At 61.2% G+C, this 17,293-nt stretch carries 17 protein-coding genes; 13 read left to right on the top strand and 4 right to left on the bottom strand.

Going from position 1 to position 17,293, the window contains the following annotated elements; translation table 11 throughout:
* Positions 1 to 148 precede the first annotated feature (148 nt).
* The 3 genes from G6K99_RS05025 (at position 149) to G6K99_RS05015 (ending at position 3,053) form a co-directional block, all read left to right on the top strand.
* Positions 149 to 1,396 carry an MFS transporter gene (locus tag G6K99_RS05025; protein WP_092661776.1) on the top strand — a complete coding sequence of 416 codons (1,248 nt, stop codon included), beginning with the start codon at positions 149 to 151 and terminating at the stop codon, positions 1,394 to 1,396.
* A 116-nt stretch (positions 1,397 to 1,512) separates the two neighbouring features.
* Positions 1,513 to 2,529 (top strand): zinc-binding alcohol dehydrogenase family protein, encoded by a 1,017-nt coding sequence (locus tag G6K99_RS05020; RefSeq protein ID WP_174195887.1) that lies wholly within the window; start codon positions 1,513 to 1,515, stop codon positions 2,527 to 2,529.
* A 107-nt stretch (positions 2,530 to 2,636) separates the two neighbouring features.
* Positions 2,637 to 3,053, top strand: coding sequence for a DoxX family protein (locus G6K99_RS05015; RefSeq protein WP_062453419.1), 417 nt, complete (start codon positions 2,637 to 2,639; stop codon positions 3,051 to 3,053).
* 93 nt (positions 3,054 to 3,146) lie between these two features.
* Here the strand turns inward: G6K99_RS05015 and G6K99_RS05010 are convergent, their stop codons facing one another.
* The gene (locus G6K99_RS05010; RefSeq protein WP_062453420.1) at positions 3,147 to 3,764 is read right to left on the bottom strand and encodes a L,D-transpeptidase; all 618 of its coding nucleotides are present in this window, start codon (positions 3,762 to 3,764) and stop codon (positions 3,147 to 3,149) included.
* Positions 3,765 to 3,957: 193 nt separating this feature from the next.
* Between G6K99_RS05010 and G6K99_RS05005 the strand changes: the two genes are divergently transcribed.
* Together G6K99_RS05005 and G6K99_RS05000 are read left to right on the top strand one after the other, a co-directional pair.
* Positions 3,958 to 4,155 carry a type II toxin-antitoxin system VapB family antitoxin gene (locus G6K99_RS05005; RefSeq protein ID WP_062453421.1) on the top strand — a complete coding sequence of 66 codons (198 nt, stop codon included), beginning with the start codon at positions 3,958 to 3,960 and terminating at the stop codon, positions 4,153 to 4,155.
* The gene (locus G6K99_RS05000; RefSeq protein WP_174195886.1) at positions 4,152 to 4,520 is read left to right on the top strand and encodes a PIN domain-containing protein; all 369 of its coding nucleotides are present in this window, start codon (positions 4,152 to 4,154) and stop codon (positions 4,518 to 4,520) included. Before G6K99_RS05005 ends, G6K99_RS05000 begins: the two co-directional genes overlap by 4 nt.
* Positions 4,521 to 4,643: 123 nt before the next feature.
* Here G6K99_RS05000 and G6K99_RS04995 read toward each other — a convergent pair whose 3' ends face one another.
* Entirely contained in the window at positions 4,644 to 6,320 is a 1,677-nt protein-coding gene (locus G6K99_RS04995) for an electron transfer flavoprotein-ubiquinone oxidoreductase (protein ID WP_174195885.1), read from the bottom strand.
* 324 nt (positions 6,321 to 6,644) lie between these two features.
* Between G6K99_RS04995 and G6K99_RS04990 the strand changes: the two genes are divergently transcribed.
* Complete coding sequence (locus tag G6K99_RS04990) at positions 6,645 to 7,433, top strand: SDR family oxidoreductase (RefSeq protein WP_174195884.1); 789 nt, start codon at positions 6,645 to 6,647, stop codon at positions 7,431 to 7,433.
* A gap of 182 nt (positions 7,434 to 7,615) precedes the next feature.
* Positions 7,616 to 8,296, top strand: a complete 681-nt coding sequence (locus tag G6K99_RS04985) for a DNA helicase (protein ID WP_174196054.1) — start codon at positions 7,616 to 7,618, stop codon at positions 8,294 to 8,296.
* Positions 8,297 to 8,336: 40 nt separating this feature from the next.
* Here the strand turns inward: G6K99_RS04985 and blaOXA are convergent, their stop codons facing one another.
* The gene (gene blaOXA, locus G6K99_RS04980) at positions 8,337 to 9,140 is read right to left on the bottom strand and encodes a class D beta-lactamase (protein WP_174196053.1); all 804 of its coding nucleotides are present in this window, start codon (positions 9,138 to 9,140) and stop codon (positions 8,337 to 8,339) included.
* A gap of 153 nt (positions 9,141 to 9,293) precedes the next feature.
* Here blaOXA and G6K99_RS04975 point away from each other — a divergent pair, with 153 nt between their 5' ends.
* The 5 genes from G6K99_RS04975 to G6K99_RS23390 all read left to right on the top strand — a co-directional run bounded on the left by G6K99_RS04975 (position 9,294) and on the right by G6K99_RS23390 (position 13,105).
* The gene (locus tag G6K99_RS04975; protein WP_174195883.1) at positions 9,294 to 10,163 is read left to right on the top strand and encodes a hypothetical protein; all 870 of its coding nucleotides are present in this window, start codon (positions 9,294 to 9,296) and stop codon (positions 10,161 to 10,163) included.
* Positions 10,164 to 10,328: 165 nt separating this feature from the next.
* Complete coding sequence (locus G6K99_RS04970) at positions 10,329 to 11,621, top strand: Hsp70 family protein (protein WP_174195882.1); 1,293 nt, start codon at positions 10,329 to 10,331, stop codon at positions 11,619 to 11,621.
* Between the two features lie 76 nt (positions 11,622 to 11,697).
* Positions 11,698 to 12,594 carry a uracil-DNA glycosylase family protein gene (locus G6K99_RS04965; protein WP_174195881.1) on the top strand — a complete coding sequence of 299 codons (897 nt, stop codon included), beginning with the start codon at positions 11,698 to 11,700 and terminating at the stop codon, positions 12,592 to 12,594.
* A 171-nt stretch (positions 12,595 to 12,765) separates the two neighbouring features.
* Positions 12,766 to 12,957, top strand: a complete 192-nt coding sequence (locus tag G6K99_RS04960; RefSeq protein ID WP_062453430.1) for a hypothetical protein — start codon at positions 12,766 to 12,768, stop codon at positions 12,955 to 12,957.
* A 13-nt stretch (positions 12,958 to 12,970) separates the two neighbouring features.
* On the top strand, positions 12,971 to 13,105 hold the full coding sequence (locus G6K99_RS23390; RefSeq protein ID WP_256413693.1) for a hypothetical protein: 135 nt from the start codon (positions 12,971 to 12,973) through the stop codon (positions 13,103 to 13,105).
* A gap of 84 nt (positions 13,106 to 13,189) precedes the next feature.
* Here G6K99_RS23390 and G6K99_RS04955 read toward each other — a convergent pair whose 3' ends face one another.
* Positions 13,190 to 14,128: a DMT family transporter gene (locus G6K99_RS04955; protein WP_113111278.1), complete on the bottom strand. Its 939-nt coding sequence runs from the start codon at positions 14,126 to 14,128 to the stop codon at positions 13,190 to 13,192.
* Positions 14,129 to 14,454: 326 nt separating this feature from the next.
* On the opposite strand from G6K99_RS04955, the gene pepN reads away from it, so the two are divergent.
* Positions 14,455 to 17,103 carry an aminopeptidase N gene (pepN, locus tag G6K99_RS04950; protein WP_174195880.1) on the top strand — a complete coding sequence of 883 codons (2,649 nt, stop codon included), beginning with the start codon at positions 14,455 to 14,457 and terminating at the stop codon, positions 17,101 to 17,103.
* Positions 17,104 to 17,293: the final 190 nt, after the last annotated feature.

Genomic DNA, 17,293 nt, shown 5'->3' with positions numbered 1-17,293 from the left:
GTACAGTTGGTTTTTGTCAAAAGCCTACCGCGCTGCACAATCACGTGCTAATCTGCCGTCAATTCAACTGCCTCAAAGCCCCATCATTTGCTCCCGGACGCGCTCGCTTCGAGCCGTACCCGTCCGCTTTTTCAACAGATGCGATACCATGACAGACACCGCAGTCCGACACGTGCCCGATGCCAAGGCCAACACCAGACCTGACGACAGCATCCCGAAAACCAGCCTTTCCCCCCTCGCAGTCCTTCTGATCGAATTCGCGCTTGCCGTCGGCGGCTTCGGGATCGGTACCGGCGAGTTCGTCATCATGGGCCTGCTGCCGAATGTGGCGGAGACGTATCAGGTCAGCATCCCAACGGCGGGCTATGTGATCAGCGCCTATGCGCTGGGTGTGGTGATCGGCGCGCCGATCATCGCAATTCTATCGGCCCGGCTGCCGCGCCGCACGCTGCTTCTGGCTCTGATGGGTGTCTTTGCGGTCGGCAACATCCTGTCGGCGATGGCGCCGAGTTTCTGGAGCTTTACCGCGCTGCGCTTCGTCACCGGCCTGCCGCACGGGGCCTATTTCGGGGTAGCCTCGCTGGTGGCCGCCTCCATGGTGCCGCCCAACAAGCGCGCCCGCGCCGTCGGCCGCGTCATGCTGGGTCTGACGATCGCGACGCTGCTCGGCACGCCGCTTGCCACCTTCATGGGCCAGATGCTGTCCTGGCGCTCCGCCTTCTACCTTGTCGGCTTCATCGGTCTCCTGACCGTGGCACTCGTCTGGTTTTTCCAGCCGAGGGACAAGGTGCAGGAAGGCGCCAGCATTCGCCGCGAACTCAGCGCATTCGGCAAGACCCAGGTCTGGCTGACGCTCGGCATTGCCTCGGTCGGTTTCGGCGGCATGTTTTCGGTGTTCAGCTACATCGCCTCCACCACGACGCAAACGGCCGGGCTTCCGGTCACCATGGTGTCGATCGTCATCGCCCTGTTCGGCATCGGCATGAATGTCGGCAATATTGTCGGCTCGAGGCTTGCCGACATTTCGCTGAAGGGCACGATCGGCGGAACGATGGTGTTCTACGTGGCCGTGATGCTGGCCTTTGCGACCTTCGCGCATATCCCTGTTATGCTCTATATCACCGTCTTCCTGGTCGGCTGCGGATTTGCCTGCGGCCCGGCGCTGCAGACGCGGCTGATGGATGTGGCCGCCGACGCCCAGACGCTGGCGGCCGCTTCCAACCATTCGGCCTTCAACATCGCCAACGCACTCGGTGCCTGGCTCGGCGGGCTCGTCATCGCCTGGGGCTGGGGTTTTCAGGCAACCGGTTATGTCGGTGCGGTACTTTCGCTGATCGGGCTCTGCGTCTTCAGCGTGTCGGTCGCTCTGGAACGTAAGGCAAAGCCCTCGGCCTGAGCCAGGAAAGTGCTGGCTCGGTAAAGCGTACCGGCGCTCGTCTGCGCCGACTTGCCGTTGCCGTCGTTACGCGCGATGTATCGTCCTCGATGCCCTGAGCTTGACGAGGAGATTCCATGCGCGCTGTCGGTTTTAGCGAAAACTTGCCGATCACATCCGAAAACGCCCTTCTCGACATCGAGCTGCCGGAGCCCGAGGCCAAGGGGCGCGACCTGCTGGTCGAGATCAAGGCCGTGTCGGTCAATCCTGTCGATACCAAGCAGCGCCGGTTGCAGCCTGTCGAAGCCGGCCAGTACCGGATCCTCGGCTTCGATGCAGCCGGCGTGGTCCGGGCGGTCGGGCCGGATGTGAAACTCTTCAAGCCGGGTGACGAGGTGTTTTACGCGGGCGCGGTCAACCGTCCCGGCACCAATGCGGAACTGCATCTGGTCGACGAGCGGATCGTCGGCAAGAAGCCGGCAAGCCTGTCCTTCGAGGAGGCGGCCGCGCTGCCCCTGACGGCAATCACCGCCTACGAGACGCTGTTTCACCGGATGAAGGTGCAGGACAAGGTGGCGAGCGCCTGGAATGCGGTTCTGGTCATTGGCGGCGCCGGTGGCGTCGGCTCCATCGCCATCCAGTTGCTGCGGGAGCTGACCGACGCGACGGTGATCGGCACCGGCTCGCGGCCGGAAACACAGGACTGGATCCGCACGCTCGGCGCTCACCATGTTCTCGACCATTCCAAGCCGCTGGCAAAACAGATCGCCGGGATGGCGATCGGCAACCCCGCATTCGTCTTCTCGACGACGGAAACCTCCGATCACATCAACGACATCCTCGAGATGATCGCGCCGCAGGGACGACTGGGGCTGATCGACGACCCGAAGGAGCCGATCGATATCCGCCAGTTCAAGCGCAAGGCTTTGTCGATCCATTGGGAGACGATGTTCGTTCGGCCGGTGTTCCAGACCGCCGACATGATTGAACAGTACAAGCTGCTCAATCATGTGTCCGAACTGGTTGATGCCGGCAAGATCCGCACGACGCTGTCCGACGTGATCGGCCCGATCAATGCTGCAAACCTCAAGAAAGCCCACGCCAGAATCGAAAGCGGCACGACGCGAGGCAAGCTGGTTCTGTCCGGCTTCTGACCACGCAGCAACACACACCCCATAAGGTGTATCGATAAAAACTTACACCTTATCACGTTTGCCGTTTGGAGCTATGGTCCAGGCGGGTACGCGCAAAGGGGGTTCTTATGGCGACATCGCAGTCCAATACATTCGGAAATCCGCTGGATATCGTGACCGGGTCCACATGGTTCGGGTATCTGGCCCGAGCCGTCCTGACGTTCATGTTCTGGGGAAGCGGGCTTTCGAAGCTCATCGATTTTCCGGCCGGCGTCGCGGAGATGACGCAGTTCGGGCTGGAACCGGCATTCGCCTTCAACGTGGCCGTCATCATCACCCAGCTGGTGGGTTCGGCGCTTATCATCCTCAACCGCTGGACCTGGCTCGGTGCCGGCGCGCTCGGCGTCTTTACGGCGCTGACGATTCCGATCGTCCACCATTTCTGGACGATGGAAGAGCCGTTCAAGACGCTCGAGTTCTACGTGGTGATGGAGCATATCACCGTGATCGGCGGCCTGATGGTCGTCGCCTGGAAATCACGCTGAAGGGTGTTCAGGTCCACCCATAACATCCACATGCGAAAAGGCCCGCCGCCACGACAGTGACGGCAGGCTTCTTACGGATGGCTGCGGCTTGGATCAGGCACTCGCCTGGATGACGACGACCTTTGCGCCGACCTGGACGCGCTGGAAAAGATCGATGACGTCGTGGTTCATCATGCGGATGCAACCGCTCGACATCGCGTGACCGATCGAATCCGGCTGGTTGGTGCCGTGGATGCGGAAATGCGTATCGTTGCCGCCGCGGTAAAGATACATCGCACGGGCGCCGAGCGGGTTGTTAGGGCCGCCCGGCATGCCGCCTGCGAGCGCTCGGTAGCGCGGTTCGCGGCGCTGCATGTTGGCCGTCGGCGTCCAGGTCGGCCATTCGGCCTTGCGGCCCACATAGGCGTTTCCGGAGAGTGCAAGACCGGCGCGGCCGACACCGACGCCGTAACGGATCGCCCGGCCGCCGCCGAGGATGTAGTAGGCCCGGCGCGCAGGCGTATCAACGACGACGGTACCCGCTTCGTAGGAGCTGACATAGTCGACTTCGGTCCGGCGCAGTTCGGGCCTGATCCGATCGATTGGCACCGGTGACAAGGGGAAAGCCTCGCCTGGAAGCGCCGCATAGTTGCGCTGTTCTGGATAAGTGGAAGCGCAGCCGGCCAGCAGAAGCGGCAAACCGACCAGCAGGCCGCGACGGGAAATCGACATGAATGTGTCCTTGGCGAGTCGAGAAGATGACCAAGAATTACGGATATTATGGTTAATGAAGTGATAAGGCGGGTGCGGATCGAGCGAGTTCCATGGCGTATTTGCACCGACAACACCGTGCACGCCCACAGGCGCACGCGACGTTGTTAAGCGCATCATCTGATGTTATTTTTCATGCGAAGGGAGACTGACCATGCGAACGACGATCACCATCGATGATGAACTGCTTATCGATGCAAAGGAACTGACCGGTCTTCAGGAGACATCGGCGATCGTCAAGAAGGCGCTTACGCTTCTCGTTCAAAACGAAGCTGCACGGCGCCTTGCTCTTCTGGGCGGAACGGAACCAGACTTCAGATCAGCGCCCCGCTGGCGGCCGGACGAGCAGTGAGTCTGGTCGATACAGTCATCTGGGCCGACCATCTCGGCAAACCAGACCCGAGGCTGATTGCTCTGCTGGAGAATGGACAGGTCTGCACTCATCCGCATGTGATCGGGGAACTGGCGCTGGGGAACATGCGCCAATACGATGTGATCATCGGCTATCTGCATCGGCTGCCGAAATCCGTAACAGCGTCAGATGCGGAGGTTCTGGCAATGATACGGACACAGAAACTGTCCGGCTCAGGCATCGGCTATTGTGACGCGCATCTCGTGGCGTCTCTGTTGTTGACGCCGGATCTGTTGCTTTGGACACGGGACAAGCGGCTGAACGCTGTCGCCCACCGGTTCGGCCGTGGCTGGACCTCAGTCTGAAGCGCTCCCAGCAAACCTGCGCAGCGATTTGCATTCGGGACTGTGCGGAGGCGCCTCTCTAGATCGCTGTGCGTCCAATTGAACGCACAGCGGTTGCTCTGGTCTCCCTCGGCACCTCAAGGATCACATATTCTGATAGACCGGCCCCTCGCCACCCTGCGGCGGCACCCACACGATGTTCTGGTTGGGGTCCTTGATGTCGCAGGTCTTGCAGTGGACGCAGTTCTGGGCGTTGATGACGAAGACTTCTTCGCCGTCCTTCTCCACCCATTCATAGACCCCGGCGGGACAGTAGCGGGTCGAGGGGCCCGCATAGACTTCGAGCTCGGAGCGCTTCTGCAGGTCCATGTCCTTGACCTTGAGATGGACCGGCTGGTCTTCCTCGTGGTTGGTGTTGGAGAGAAACACCGAGGACAAACGGTCGAAGGTCAGCACGCCATCGGGCTTGGGATAGTCGATCTTTTTGTGCTGTGCCGCCGGCTCCAGGCTTTGCGCATCGGTCTTGCCGTGCTTCAGCGTGCCGAAGAACGAGAAGCCGAACAGCTGGTTGGTCCACATGTCGAGACCGCCGAGCGCGACGCCGAGACCGGTTCCGAGCTTCGACCAGAGCGGCTTGACGTTGCGCACGCGCCTGAGATCGGTGCCGATCGCCGTCTGGCGCCATTCGTTCTCGATCTCGACCGGCTCGTCATTGGCGCGGCCGGCAGCGATGGCGGCGGCCAGCTTGTCGGCGGCGAGCATGCCGGAGATGACCGCGTTGTGCGAACCCTTGATGCGGGGCACGTTGACGAAGCCGGCGGAACAGCCGATCAGCGCGCCGCCCGGGAAGGACAGTTTCGGCACCGACTGGTAGCCGCCCTCGGTGATCGCACGCGCGCCGTAAGACAGGCGCTTGCCGCCCTCGAACGTGTTCCTGATGGCCGGATGCGTCTTGAACCGCTGGAATTCCTCGAAAGGGTAGAGATAGGGGTTCTTGTAGTTGAGGTGCACGACGAAGCCGACCGCGACCGTGTTATCCTCCAGGTGATACAGGAACGAACCGCCGCCGGTCTTCATGCCGAGCGGCCAGCCGAACGAGTGCTGGACGAGGCCTTGTCTGTGGTGCTCCGGCTTGACCTGCCACAGTTCCTTGATGCCGATGCCGTATTTCTGCGGCTCGCGGTCCTTGGCGAGATCGAATTTCGCGATCAGCTGCTTGGCAAGCGAGCCACGCACACCTTCGCCGATCAGCGTGTATTTCCCCAGCAGTTCCATGCCGCGGGTATAGGCAGGACCCGGTTCGCCGTTCTTCTCAATCCCCATGTCGCCGGTTGCGACGCCGATCACGGCGCCCTGGTCATTGTAGAGCACTTCGGCGGCCGCAAAGCCGGGATAGATCTCGACGCCCAGCGCTTCGGCCTTTTCGGCGAGCCAGCGACAGACGTTGCCGAGCGAGACGATGTAATTGCCGTGATTGTTCATGAGCGGCGGCATGGCGAAGTTCGGCAGGCGGATCGAGCCGGCAGGACCGAGCAGCAGGAACTGGTCGTCGGTCACTTCGGTCTTGAAGGGATGGCCCTCTTCCTCGCGCCAGCCGGGCAGGAGCGCGTCGATGCCCGACGGATCGACCACGGCGCCCGAGAGGATATGCGCACCGACTTCGGCGCCTTTTTCCAGAACGACCACCGTCAGATCCGGATTGACCTGCTTCAACCGGATCGCGGCCGACAGGCCGGCGGGGCCGGCGCCGACGATCACGACGTCGAACTCCATGCTTTCACGTTCGGGAAGCGGGTTGGCGGAAAGGTCTTGGGCGTCCATTTCAAACTCCGATGCCGGCCCCTCGCCGGCGCAGTAGGTCTGTTTCTGTCTTGTCAAAAGCGATCCCGCTTGTCGAGGCGCGAAAACGCCTTCCAGCGTGTCAATCGCGCACAGGGCGCTTCCGTTTGCTCAACTTACGTTGACGTGCACGTAAAATAAGGGTTCTGGCCGCAGAGGCAAGTTCTGCCTTCACCCAAGTTCCGGCTTTCACCATTGTTATACCAAAGCTATAAAGCCCCGGCATTCAAATGACCGGTCCCGCGTCGCAACCTGTCGTCGCGCCCGAAGGCCCGTCATGAACCTCGTGCAGAGAAGGAAAGCTTCATGGATCTCGGTATTGCCGGCAAACGCGCGCTCGTACTCGCCTCCTCCCGCGGCCTTGGGCTGGGGATAGCCAAGGCTCTGGCGGCGGAAGGTGCAAACGTCCTTCTGGTCGGTCGGTCGGGCGATCAGCTCGCCGAAAACTGCAAGGCGATCAATGCGCTCGGCAAAGGCAAGGCAGACTGGGTCCGCGGCGATCTCGGCGAAGAGAATTTCGTCGCTTCGATGGTGACGGCCGTTGAGGAAAAGCTCGGCGGCATCGACATTCTCGTCAACAATACCGGCGGCCCAACGCCCGGCACGACTGAGGACATGAGCGCCGACAAGCTCGACACGTTCTTCCAGTCGATGGTGCTGCGCGTCATCACGCTCACCAACACGTTGCTGCCGCAGATGAAGGCGCAAGGCTGGGGTCGCGTTCTGACGGTCGCCTCCTCCGGCGTGGTTGAGCCCATCGCCAACCTCGCGCTGTCGAATACGCTGCGTGGCGCGCTGGTCGGCTGGAACAAGACACTTGCGACCGAAGTGGCGGGTTCCGGCATTACGGCAAACATGCTGCTGCCTGGCCGCATCCTCACCGACCGGATCGAGGAGCTTGATACGGCCAATGCGAAGAAGCAGGGCAAGACGATGGACGAAGTCCGCGCCGCATCGGTCAAGACGATCCCCGCCGGCCGGCTCGGCACGATCGAGGAATTCGGCGCTGCCGGTGCCTTCCTCTGCTCGGAAGCCGCAAGCTACATCACCGGATCGATGCTGCGCGTCGATGGCGGTGCCGCCCGCTCGTTTTAACCCGACGAGCCCACTTTGAAGACGACAAGGATCGCGCTAGACTCTGATTCTGGCGCGGTCCACGCCTCCCCCCTCCGACCGGGAAAGTAAACCTCATACCGGGCCTCTGATCATCGAACCGACTGTTCGAGCATCCGCACAAGGAGGGATTGCGCAATACGCTCGCAATAGGAGGTTTGACCATAAAGACGACAGTTCCGATCTATCAGCTGAAACGCAAGGCGAAGCTTCTCGCCCGGCAGACATCCACTCCCCTCCACGCCGCGCTCGACCGGATCGCCATCGAGCAAGGGTACCGGAGCTGGAGCCTGCTATCGGCCAAACATGCCGAAACATCGCCCGCCGAAATCTTGTACCGAAGCCTGAAACAGGGCGACATGCTGCTGGTCGGTGCACGACCGCGACAGGGCAAGACGCTGATGGCGCTCAGTCTTGCCATCGAGGCCATGAAAGCCGGCAACAGCGCCTTTTTCTTCAGCCTCGATTATACGCCTGCCGACATTCTCGGGCGCTTTCGCGCGCTTGAGGTCGAGCCTCAGCGCTTCGGAGACCAGTTTTCGTTCAACTGCTCCGATGCGATCAATGCCGGTTACATGATCGAGGCGCTGGAAACCGCTGCAGCCGGTACGCTGGTCGTGGTGGACTATTTGCAGCTTCTCGACCAGAGGCGCGAAAACCCGCCGCTGGCCGACCAGGTTTCCACACTCGAGTCTTTCGCCCGTAAGCGCGGTCTGATCATCGTCTTCGTGTCGCAGATCGACCGCGCTTACGACGCGGCCGCGAAGCCCCTCCCCGACATCGCGGATGTCAGGCTTCCCAACCCGCTCGACCTGTCCAAGTTCAGCCGGACCTGCTTCCTTTAGGGCGGCAGCGTAGCGTTCCGGCCGAACGGGTAAGCCACGGTCAAAGATCGGCGGCAAGCTTCGGCAGGTCGGCGATCAGGCTGTCGCGCACAACATAGCTGATCGGCGTGTCGGGGTAGCGCTTCACGTCGACCAGCAACCTTGCAAAGATCACGCGGCGGTCGTTCTGCTCGGCCCAGCCGACGAACCAGCCGATCGGGTGGGAATAGTCCGGCTTGCCGTCCTTGCCGCGCATCCAGCCGGCGCCGGTCTTGCCCTGCACGTCCCAGCCGTCAGCAGCTGCAAAATGCGGCAGGATGGCCTGCGTCATGTCGGAAGCCTTTTCCGAGATCGGCAGCTTGCCGGTGAGGAAGCGACGGATGAACGCCACCTGCTGGTCCGGCGAAATCTTCAGCGACGACATCAGCCATGCTTCCGTCAAGCCATCGGTGCCGGCGGGTCCGCCGGAGACATCGCGGTTGCCATAACCGAAGTTTTTCACATAGGCCGCGAAACGCTCTTTGCCGAGCTTGCGCGTGATCTCCTGCGAATACCAGACGATCGAATCGCGTTCCCAGATAGTCGGGTCGACATCCTTTTGCTCACGCTCAGAGCGGTTGAATTTCGCCTGGTATTTCCAGAGCGGCGTCGTCTCGTCGGTGAGGATGCCGGCGTCGTAGCCCATCATCGCGAGTGGCAGCTTGAAGGTGGATTGCGGATAGAAAGCCTGATCGCAGGCGCCTTCCCGGTGCACTTGTTCACCTGTCTTTTCCTCGATTACGACCGTGCAGGCGATGGGCTCGGCAGCATGGGAGGCCACGCCGGACAACAAGCACGCAACCGTGATCAACGACAGAAACTTCATTTTCTTCAACACTCTAGCAGTCCTCCTTGTGCGACGCCGGGAAGATCCTCCATGAATGTGTAAACATTGAGTTAACTTGTCATGCCGGTTTTGACCCCTCGTCAAGGCGACGCTGTTACAGGCCGAGCTTGATTAGAACCCAAGGGGCATACCGTGTTAATTGACAGCCTTTTCAAAGGCGGATCGAGTTCATCCTCGCCGAGCCAGACGTCCAGCCCAAGCACTCAACCGGCAAGCACCACATCCGGCAATTCGTCCACAGCCAAGCCTGCCAGCAACGAGCCGGTTTCCGCCGAACCGGTGAAAAGCGACGAGCCCGACACGCAGGTCGACAACAGCGATGACGGGATCTACGGCCCGACACCGGTCGCTTCTAACGACGATCCCGCGACGTCCGAGCCGACAGCGGCCGACAACGACGAAGCGGACGGTCGCTTAGAAAAGGAAGACGCGGCCGGGACACCGGTATGGACTGCGCCGGAGACAGCGGAAACCGATCATGCCGAACCAAGCGACGTTGCGGCTGGAGAAGCAGGAAGCACCGACAGCACCTCCACAGTAACGGACGACGATGCGGCGGCTGAGACGGGTTCGACCGACATGGCTGCCGCTTCGCCATCGAGCAGCGCAAGTTCCGGCACCGCGTCTGGCCCCTCGTCGGCGGGCCCCGTCCAGGCTGGCACGGCATCCACGGTACCGGAGACTGGCGCAAGTGCGGGAACGACCGCGTCGGCTTCCAATGCTCCTACAACGGCGTCGACCTCTGTCTCGAAAACAGCCTCCGCCGATCACGTCGCCAACTTCCTTGACCAGATCGCAAGGATTCAGACGCGTTTCGGAACGACCGGCTCCGACGAGGAACAGCAGGTCCGCGAACGGGCTTCGGAAGTCGTCCAGAGCCTGATGGTCAGCCAGTTGCTGGACAATATCGTCTCCAAGCAGAGCCAGACGATTGGCACCCTGTTCGGCTCCCGAGACGAGGCCGACACGCTGGAAACGGAGAAGATCTACAGCGCGGCATAAACGCTATCGGCATGGGGTTCAGTCCCTTTCCGCTCTTGCCTTCGTCCGCACCTTGTGCCATCACGCGCCCTCTTGAAAAACGGGGCGCGTTTTCGCGTTCTGTTGCCCTCGGAGGCGGCGCTTCCGGTTCATCATTTTCGACGTAGATTTTTAAGGAGCACGGCCATGGCACGGGCGCTCGGGCTTGATTTCGGCACGACCAATACGGTTCTGGCACTTGCGGACAGCGGCGCCACCACGCATTCGCTGGAGTTTTCCAGCAGCGCCGGCACCACGGATTCAATGCGCACGGCGCTGTCCTTCATGAAGGATGCGAAGCTTGGCGCGCAGGCGCTGAAGATCGAGGCCGGTCAGGCGGCGATCCGCCAGTTCATCGACAATCCCGGCGATGTCCGCTTCCTACAGTCGATCAAGACCTTTGCCGCAAGCCCGCTGTTTCAGGGTACGCTGGTGTTTGCCCGCCGGCACATGTTCGAAGATCTGATGGAGATCTTCCTGAAGCGGCTGCAGGCCTATGCGCAAGACAACTGGCCAAGCGAAGTCTCGCGTCTTGTTGCGGGTCGTCCGGTGCATTTTGCCGGCGCCAGCCCCGACGAGAAACTCGCCACCGATCGCTACAACGAAGCGCTGACTCGGCTGGGCTTTCCGGAAATCCACTACGTCTACGAACCGGTTGCGGCCGCTTATTACTTCGCGCAGAGCCTGAAGAGCGACGCCACCGTTCTGGTCGCCGACTTCGGCGGCGGCACGACGGACTATTCGCTGATCCGTTTCGAGCGTGTCGCCGGCAAGCTCGTCGCAACGCCGATCGGCCATTCGGGCGTCGGCATCGCAGGCGATCACTTCGATGCGAAGATGGTGGAGCATCTGGTGGCGCCGGAAATCGGCAAGGGCACGCATTTCAAGAGCTTCGACAAGCTTCTCGAAGTGCCGTCGAGCTATTACGCCAATTTCTCGCGCTGGAACCAGTTGTCTATCTTCAAGACCACCCGCGAGTTCACGGATCTGAAATCGCTGGTGCGCTCGGCAACCGATCCCGACAAGCTGGAACTGTTTATCGATCTCGTCGATCACGACGAAGGCTATCCGCTCTATCAGTCGATCTCGGCCACCAAGATGGCGCTGTCTGCATCCGACGAGGCGGAGTTCAATTTCTCGCCGCTCGGCCGGGGTGGCAAGAAGATGGTGAAGCGGACCGATTTCGAAACCTGGATCGCCGACGACCTCGCCCGGATCGAAGGTGCGCTGGACGACGTGCTGACCAAGACCAACACGGCACCTGATGAGGTCGACAAGGTGTTCTTGACCGGCGGCACGTCCTTCGTGCCGGCGGTGCGGCAGATCTTTAACCGGCGCTTCGATGCCGGCAAGATCGAGAGCGGCGGCGAACTGTTGTCGATCGCCCACGGTCTGGCCCTGATCGGCGAAAGCGGCGATGTGGAGCAGTGGGCGGCGTAAGCACTCCACGAGGTTCTCCACAGCCGCGGACGGAATCCCATTCCAACCCGAGCCCGACATGCTATAGGGTGCGCATATGAGCCCCACCGCCTCCGAACTCGATCCTGCCGAACTTGCAGCGCTGCTGCATTTCTATGCGGATTCGGGTGTCGACTGGCTGGTCGAGGACGAACCGGTCGATCGCTTCGCGCAGTTTGCCGAGCAGAAGGCCGCGAAGGCGCAAGGGCGAGCGGCACCGAACGCGTCGTCACCGCCGCAAGGTGAGCGTGAGGCCTATGCTGGCGGCGGCGATGCCCCACAGCAGCAGCGTCCCGCACCCCCGGCTCCGCGTCTTACCCCCTCCTCCATGCAGCAGGTCGCCATTCCCGATGGCGGCGCGGTCAATGCCGCGCGTCTTGCGGCAGACGGTGCCGGCACGCTTTCCGAACTGAAGACGGCGCTGGAAACCTTCGGCGGCTGCAACCTGAAACACGGCGCCCGCTCAACGGTGTTCATGACCGGCGATCCGCAATCGCGCATCATGGTGATCGGCCCGATGCCGAATGCCGAAGATGATCGCGACGGCACACCGTTTTCCGGGCGGCAAGGCCAATTGCTGGACCGAATGCTGGCGGCGATCGGCCTGTCGCGCGAAACGGTGCTGCTCACCAACATCATCCCCTGGCGTCCGCCGGGAAGCCGGATGCCTTCAGACGCGGAGCTTGAAATCTGCAGGCCGTTCCTCGACCGTCAGATCGCGCTTGCCGAGCCACGCCATCTGCTGCTGCTCGGCAACTTTCCCGCGCGTCTGTTCCTCGGCGACACCGGCACGATCCATTCCATGCGCGGCGAATGGCGCGAGGTCACGGCGGCAGGTCTCGCGGTGTCGGCGCTGGCGACGCTTCACCCTCAGGATCTGCTTGCGGCGCCTGCCAACAAGGCTCTTGCCTGGCAGGACATGCTGCTGTTCAAAAGCCGCATTTCCGGCACTTGAATGCCCAGAATCTAGGCAGCAGACCGACGATTCGCGTTAATATTACCAATTTATGAATATCGTTATGCGTGCGCTGCATGTCAGCGCCGCGTTTGCCGCCATTGATGAATCAATGCTGCGCTGCAATATATCATCCTGTCTTGGGAGGACACGGTTTAAGGAACCAAGGCAATGACCACACGCTTTCGTCCGATCCATTCGGGCTTTGAAACCCTCCGCGTTGCCGGCCTCGCGCCGCGCTCGTCGAACGGGTACCACCACTTCGGATCTGCCACGCACGAGCAGATCACGTCGCGCTCGATGAGCCGTCCGGTCGGGATAACCCGTCCGTCCGCCGTCTTCGCAGACTTCCGTGAACGCTGAGGGTATGACGACAATGAAAACCGTTCTGCACCCGATCCGTACGATCCGCGACAGCATTCTCCAGATCAGCTGCGCGGTATCTGCATCCGTCGAGTTTTCCCGTTCAGCGGTAAAGCGCTCCGACGCGGAAACTGCAATTCCGCTGTAAAGCGTCATCCACGTTGGATTGAACTGTCGAGGGCTGCGTCACGCGGCCCTTTTGCGTTTGGCGCCATGTTCCTGCAGCACGGATTCAGTTGGCGGTGCTTGACGCCCGGCGTGCCGCCTTGCGCTCGAGACCCAACCGATGCTCGCGGTAGATAATGAAGATACCGGCGGAAACCGTAATCGCGGTACCGATCAGCGTCGTTGCCGTCGGCACGTCCGCAAACAGCAGATATGACACGGCAATGCCCAGAATGATCGACGTATAGTCGAAGGGTGCGACTGTCGAGACATCGGCAAATCGATAGCTTTCGGTCAGGAAGATCTGCGCTACGCCACCGCATAGCCCGGCCGCGATCAGAAGCAGAAAACTGCTCCAGGGCAGCGACACCCAGCCGAACGGCAGGCTGGCCAGCGACAGAAGCGCGCCGGTCAGCGAAAAGTACAGCACGATCGTCGCCGTCTTTTCGGTCTGCACCAGCTGGCGCACCTGCACCATGGCAAGACCGGCCAGCACGGCGGCACAGAGAACCGCGATCGCCCCGAGCGCCTGTTCGGAGGCAAACCCGCCGTCGCGGAGCAGTGTCAGCTTTGGCCATGAGACGACGAGAACGCCAACGATTCCGATCAACACCGCCGTCCAGCGATAGACGCGCACTGTTTCTTTGAGGATGAGCGCTGCAAACACGACGGCCATCAGCGGTCCCGCGTAGCCGATGGCGATCGCTTCTGGCAGCGGCAGGTGGATCAGGCCGTAAAAGCCGAAGGCCATCGACATGATGCCCAGCACACCGCGCTTGAAATGTCCAAAAATGCTCGACGTGTGGAATGCCGGCCATAGCTGTCCGAGAACCGACAGGTAGAGCACGATCGGCACGATCCCGAAGGCGGAGCGGTAAAAGGTTATCTGTCCTGCCGGGATGCCGGCGCCTGCGGACTTGATGCAGACCTGCATGGCCACGAAGATGACGACGGAGATGACCTTGAAAAGAATGCCCCGCAAGGGGTTCTGCGCGTCGGCCACCATCATGCACTCTGCAAAAATCACGGTGACGGGACCGTAATCGCAGCACCGTCAAAGAAAAGGATTCGAATACAAATCACAATAACCACATTTCCCGGGGCCGCGACAGGAAATTGACAAAGCACAATCACGAAGCATGATGGCAAGTCAGCTTCCGCGAGGCTGCTCAAGACTGGAACAAAATCGCGTTATCTTAAAGGTGGCTTCAACAATCGTTTAGTATTGCGTGCAATGATCCGCGGCGGCGATGGGGATTGTCGAAAGCTCAATGCGCGCAACCGCGCAGATCCTCGACGCGTTCAATTTGAAGAGCCGGTTCAGGAAAAGTCATGCGAACAGATACGGGCCAGATCGTACATCTGGCAGATTACCGCCCCACTGATTTCGTTCTGGAACGTGTCGACCTCACCTTCGAGCTCGACCCGACGAACACGAAAGTGGATGCCCGGCTGATCTTCCATCGCCGCGAAGGCGTGGATTTGTCCGCGCCGCTGGTTCTCGATGGCGACGAGCTTGCTCTTTCCGGCCTGCTGTTTGACCAAAAGGACGTGCCGGCCAGTCAGTACGATGCCACGCCGGAAAGCCTCATCATCCGTGATCTGCCGGCCGAGGCGCCGTTTGAGATCACCATCACGACCCATATCAATCCGGAAGCCAATACGCAGCTGATGGGGCTTTACCGCACCAACGGCATCTATTGCACGCAGTGCGAGGCCGAAGGCTTCCGCCGGATCACATACTTCCCTGACCGTCCCGACGTTCTGGCGCCCTACACGATCACCATCATCGGTGACAAGGCCGCCAACCCGGTCATGCTGTCGAACGGCAATTTCCTGGGCGGTGCCGGATATGACGAAGGCCGCGCCTTTGCCGCCTGGTTCGATCCGCATCCGAAGCCATCCTACCTGTTTGCTCTCGTCGCCGGCGATCTTGCGGTCGTCGAAGACACGTTCGTGACGATGTCCGAGCGTGAAGTCACGCTGAAGATCTATGTCGAGCACGGCAACGAGTCGCGCACCGCCTATGCCATGGACGCTCTGAAGCGTTCGATGAAGTGGGACGAGGAGCGGTTCGGCCGCGAATACGATCTCGACATCTTCATGATCGTCGCCGTCTCAGACTTCAACATGGGCGCCATGGAGAACAAGGGGCTCAACGTCTTCAACGACAAGTACGTGCTGGCCGATCCAGAGACTGCAACGGATCAGGACTACGCCAATATCGAGGCGATCATCGCCCACGAATACTTCCACAACTGGACCGGCAACCGCATCACCTGCCGCGACTGGTTCCAGCTGTGCCTGAAGGAAGGCCTCACGGTCTATCGCGACCACGAATTCTCGGCCGACCAGCGCTCGCGCCCGGTCAAGCGCATCGCCGAAGTGCGCCATCTGCGCTCGGACCAGTTCCCGGAGGATGGCGGCCCGCTCGCCCACCCGGTGCGCCCGACGACCTATCGCGAGATCAACAATTTCTACACGACGACGGTCTACCAGAAGGGGTCCGAAGTCACCGGCATGATCGCCACGCTGCTCGGCATGGACGATTTCAAGGCCGGCATGGATCTCTATTTCGAACGGCATGACGGCCAGGCCGTCACCGTCGAGGACTATGTGAAATGCTTCGAGGACGTGAGCGGCCGCGATCTCGCCCAGTTCTCGCTCTGGTATTCGCAGGCCGGCACGCCGCTCGTCAACGTCTCGACCGAATACGACCAGGCATCCGCCACGTTCAAGCTGTCGCTCGAACAGATGGTGCCAGCAACGCCGGGCCAGCCGGACAAGCAGCCGATGCACATTCCGTTGTCCTTCGCGCTGATCCTCGACAATGGCACCATTGCCGACGCGACATCCGTCAAGGGCGGTGAAGTGACCGGTGACGTGCTGCATCTGACCGATCGCCGCCAGACCTTCACCTTCACCGGAATCGCGTCGCGGCCGGTCCTGTCGCTCAACCGTTCGTTCTCGGCGCCGGTCAACATCGCCTTTACCCAGACGCCGGCCGATCTTGCGCATATCGCGCGTCACGACACGGATCTGTTTTCACGCTGGCAGTCCCTGACGGATCTCGCCATCCCCAACCTCACCAAGGCGGCCCGCGATGCGCGGGAAGGTCATGAGGTCACCTGCGACCCGGCGCTGATTGCGGCACTTCTGGAAGCGGCCGGTGACGACACGCTGGAGCCGGCCTTCCGCGCGCAGGTTCTGGCACTTCCGAGCGAAGCCGACATCGGTCGCGAGCTTGGTGGCAACAACGATCCGGAAGCCATCCACACGGGCCGCAATGCGGTCTTGAAGCTCATCGCAGATGCTGGTGAAGACCTGTTCAAGCGTCTGTTCAGTGACATGAAGGCAGATAGTGCCTATTCGCCGGATGCCGAAAGCGCCGGCAAGCGGGCTCTCAAGGCTGCGGCACTGACCTACCTCGCCTATGCCGAGAACAGCCCGCAGCGCGCGGCCGAAGCCTTCGGTGCAGCCGACAACATGACGGAACTGTCGCAGGCGCTCACCCTGCTTGCCCATCGCTTCCCGGAAGCGTCGGAAACAACAGGTGCGCTCGCAAGCTTCCTGACACGGTTCGGCGAAAACCCGCTCGTCATCGACAAGTGGTTCTCGCTGCAGGCGACCATGCCCGGCGAAGATGCACTGTCGCGGGTCAAAGCGTTGATCGACCATCCGCGCTACAATGCCGGCAATCCGAACCGTGTTCGCGCACTGGTCGGCATGTATGCCTTCTCGAACCCGACCGGCTTCAACCGTCGCGACGGCGAAGGCTACCGGTTCCTGGCCGGACAGATCCTCGAGATCGATCCGAAGAACCCGCAACTTGCCGCCCGCATCCTCACCTCGATGCGCTCATGGCGCTCGCTGGAGCCGACCCGCGCCGACCAGGCCCGCGACGCTTTGATGACGATTGAACGCAGCCCGTCCCTTTCGACTGACGTGCGCGACATCGTTGAGCGTATGCTGAAGGGCTGAGACAATCTTCGTGCAAAATGACATCCGCGTCGGCTGCCTGCCGGCGCGGATATTTTTTGCGCCGATTTGGCACATTTTGGTACATCTTGCTTGACGGGGCTTGATAACTCGCATCCTGAAAAGCGTTACCCAGACACCTGATTTGCGGATCCTCCAAGGCGTAAATGCGTCGACTATCATATGGTTAACG

Source organism: Neorhizobium sp. AL 9.2.2, from assembly GCF_013317225.1.
In the GTDB taxonomy this organism is placed as follows: domain Bacteria; phylum Pseudomonadota; class Alphaproteobacteria; order Rhizobiales; family Rhizobiaceae; genus Neorhizobium; species Neorhizobium soli.
This window is presented reverse-complemented; position numbering and strand designations above follow the sequence as displayed.